We start from the raw sequence: 3,986 nt of genomic DNA, 5'->3' as shown, positions 1-3,986 counted from the left end.
CAGACCTCGAAAGCAGAATTAATCAAGTTAATTCTGCTTTCGAGGTCTGACCCCACCATCTTGCTCTGACCCCACCATCTTGCTATGATAAAAAATGGTGAATTAAAAAAACTTTTTAATAAATTTGTTAAAAGCGAAGAATGGGAAAAAATTAAGAGTGTCATTCTGGACAAGATAGGCTCTACCTCTTGCTGGCTAATTGACATAGAAGGTCATTACAACTTTAAAAAACAGGATGATAAGAATTTTTGCCAGATGATTAAATCCACACCCGGCGGGGCAAATAGATGTGAGAAATCTTTCCTGTTCACCTTACAGCAGGCAAGACGAACTAAAATGCCTGTCTGTATTATGTGTGATGCGGGTCTATTAGGATTTGCCTGCCCAATATTAGTTGGGAAAGAAGTAGTTGGAACCATCGGCGGCTGTCAGATTGCTAACTCGGATTTGGGTTATTCAGCCTATCAAGAAATAGCCAGAAAGTTTAATCTCCCGGCAGATGATTTTATAACCATTCTTCAAAAAGAAGACCACCTTATCTCAATGGATGTCCTTGAAATAGAAGTAGAATTGATTACCTTGCTGGCGCAATCAGCCATAGAATTGGTTTTTAAACGCGAGCAGTTACTCGAAAGAGAAGAAGAAATAAAAGGAATATCCGAATCTTACCAATTATTTGGTTCAAATCGTGAATCTATCCTTAATCTTGGTAAGGAGAATATTTACTCTTTAATTGTTAATATGGTTGCCCGAGCTATGGGTGCGGAGATATGTTCATTAATGTTAGTGGATGAAGATACTAAAGAATTAACAATGAAAGCCGCAGTGGGATTAGAAATACCTATTGTTTCGAAGACTAAAGTGAAGGCTGGCGAAGGCGTAGTGGGATATGTCATCAATACAGGTAAATCTTTATTAGTTGAGGATATTGACAATGACCCGCGTTTTACCAGAACTTTTCACTCAAATAGATATTACACCAAATCACTTCTTACCTGTCCTTTGCGTGTTAAAGATGAAGTCGTAGGCGTGATTAGTGTTAATAATAAATATACCCACGGACCTTTTAATCAAAAGGACTTAGAACTATTGGAACAAATATCTCATCATATTAACCAGGCTTTGACGAACTTATCCCCATATCCTTCTGAAGAGGAAAAGATAAAAGAACTCAAGGCCGCCGAGGTCGCCCGATTACGCTCTGAGGCAGAGCAATTAGAATTACTTTGTAATGTTAAACGAGAAGAGATAAAGGAACTTGAACGCCAGGCAGAGGAATCGGGCAGAGTCAGAGTTCAACCTCCAGAAGAATTAATCACACAGATTGAAGAACAAAAGACAGTACTCGAGGAATTAAATAAAAAAATAGCAAGTTATGAGGAAGAATTAACCAGAAGACCTAAACTTGAAGAAATGAATGAGATAAAGATTAAACTTGAGGCAGACGCATTAAAACTAAAAGATTATGAAACTGAGATAGAAAAATTGAACGCAACCATTGCCGAAATAACCACAAGACCACAAATAGAAGATATTGAGATGCTTCGAGCTCAGTCAATAATCGCCCAAGAGGCTAAATTAGCCAGCGAAGAATTGAAGGCTAAACTAGAAGAAGAATCTATGAAGTCCCAACTCCAGTTTGAAGAAATAGAGAGATTAAAAGCCGAACTTGAATCGATGAAAGAATTTGTCTCAAGAGCAGAAGAGTATAAAGTCAAGGCTGAGGCTGAAAGTTTGAAGGTTTTAGCCCTGACAGAGCAAATTCAAGAATTTACAACTCAAGTTGGTGAGATGGAAATGCTTAAATCACAAGTAACGGAATTGAAGGAAAAGGTTAAGGTTGAATTGCCGGCTGGTGTTGAACCAAAAGACTTTGAAGCATATTCCAGGTCATTAAAAACTAAATTAGAGGCTGAAGAAACAAAGACAAAAACCCTGACTGCCCAGATAAATGAACTTAAGACACAAATCCAGGACCAACGACTAAAAAGGCAGATAGAGGAATTAGAGAGGTTAAAAAAAGAACGCTCGACTTTAGAACAATTACGGGCTCAAACCGCTTTAATTACAGAGTTAAGGGTTGAGGCAGAAAAGGCAAAAGAAAAAACAAGAACGGAACATACGGAGTTAGAAGACTTGAAGGCTCAGCAGGCAAAGTTAAACCTTTTGTATCAGGTTAAACAAGAAATTAAAGAGGCATTACGCCAGGAGGCAGAGGCAAAAAGAGCCGAGGATACCAAAGGACAAACTGAAGCGCAAGAAAGATTAAAAGAACTACGCGCCCAGGCTGAAGAATTAGAAAAACTTCGCGCCCAAACACGAGAACTTAATTTCTTATTCCGTATGACTAAAGAATTATCTCAAATGATGGAAAAGGAAAAAATTCTTGAATTAATCCTCAATGAAACATATACATATCTTGATTATCATCTGGGCGCCTATCTGATTATAAAAGATGAAAAACTTCAGGGAATCCTGCGACGAAATTGTCAGGTTAATGAAAAAATAATCGAAGATTTAAAGCAAAAGATGTTAAATCAATGGCTACAATGGAATCCACGACGCAAAAAGGAGGCAAAAAGAGTAATTTCTCTGGAGGTTGTTGGTGAGGTAGTAAAATCTGTCTCTCAACAAGAGGACCGTCTCCCTGCCTTCATCAGTGCTCCGATTAAAGAAGGAAATAAAATTATTGGTATCCTGAGTGTTTGTAGTTTTAGTAAAGATGAGTTTTCTCCAATAGAAAAAAGACTTCTGACCATCATTGGCGACCAAATATCTGTTGCCTTAGAGCGGGGTAGATTATTTGGCGAAATGAAGGATTCCGCAGAACGGGATGAATTAACTAAAGTCTATAATTTTAGATATTTTGAAAAGTTTTTTGATAAAGAATATGAGTTAGCCGTGCGATATAATCAGCCACTTTCTTTAATCGTCTTAGATTTTGACCATTTGAAATACTTTAATGATACTTATGGGCATCAGGCAGGGAATCGGTTGATAAAGATTATTGCTCAATTAATCCAGCGTAAAGTTCGCAAGATAGACTGGGTAACAAGATTTGGCGGTGATGAGTTCACCATTGTTTTGCCGCAAACAAGTCAATCTGCGGCAATGTTGGTCGCAGAAAAAATACGCAGTGAGATTGCCAAACACCAGATGGTATTTGAGGGTAAATCTTTCAATTTAACTGCCAGTCTGGGGGTATCGACCTGCTATAAAGAAGACGATAAGTCATTTAATGCCAAGATGTTAGTTTCAAGGGCAGACCAGGCACTTTATTGGGCAAAGGAAGCGGGTAGAAACCGCGTCTGCCTGTATCAAACCGGTATGGAACAAAAACCCATCAAACCCCACTATCAATGGAAAGATGTCATCCTCGCCCTGATGAAACCTTTATCTTAATTTGTCCATAACCGTTCAGGTAGTCTTTTACCGCAGAGACACAGAGAAACAGAAAGGAAAATATCTTTTTTTTGTAACCGTTCAGGATATAGCCATAGAGTCACAGAGAACACAGAGGAAATATATAACTACGAATGAACACAAATACAAAAAGATTTGTAAGCATTCAGGTCATTACAAAATATCTAATAATAATGTCCAATGGGCAATGTCCAATGAAAAATGTAAAATGAGAGGATAGATGAAATGTAAGATGATTGGAAAATCAGTTCTTACTGCCAGAACACAGAATTGACTTTTAAATTTTTAATTGCTCATTTTACAGTTATTTTTTTAAGTAGCTGAATGTTTACCTAATTTCCTGCATAAATAGAATCTATAGTCTTGTGTCTGATGTCCAGTGTCTGAATCACAGCAAAATAGAAAAAAGACTTGACTGTTGAATTGTTATATGATATAATGTAACTATTCACCACGAAGGGTACGGAGAGCACGAAGTGAAATTTGATGAATTATCGAATAGAGTCATTGGATGCGCTATAGCGGTGCATCGAACTCTTGGGCCAGGTTTGCTTGACACCGTG

1 protein-coding gene is annotated in these 3,986 nt (G+C 37.8%); it reads left to right on the top strand.

Going from position 1 to position 3,986, the window contains the following annotated elements; translation table 11 throughout:
* The first annotated feature begins 84 nt into the window (after window positions 1-84).
* On the top strand, window positions 85-3,402 hold the full coding sequence (locus tag AB1414_17010) for a diguanylate cyclase (GenBank protein ID MEW6609114.1): 3,318 nt from the start codon (window positions 85-87) through the stop codon (window positions 3,400-3,402).
* Window positions 3,403-3,986: the final 584 nt, after the last annotated feature.

The sequence above is a fragment of the bacterium genome (genome assembly GCA_040755795.1).
In the GTDB taxonomy this organism is placed as follows: domain Bacteria; phylum UBA9089; class CG2-30-40-21; order CG2-30-40-21; family SBAY01; genus JBFLXS01.
Note: the sequence above shows the minus strand (reverse complement) of the source record. Positions and strands in the feature narration are given on the sequence as shown.

Coding starts and splice junctions, on each gene's coding strand:
- AB1414_17010 (MEW6609114.1), top strand. CDS start 85: ATGATAAAAAATGGTGAATTAAAAAAACTTTTTAATAAATTTGTTAAA.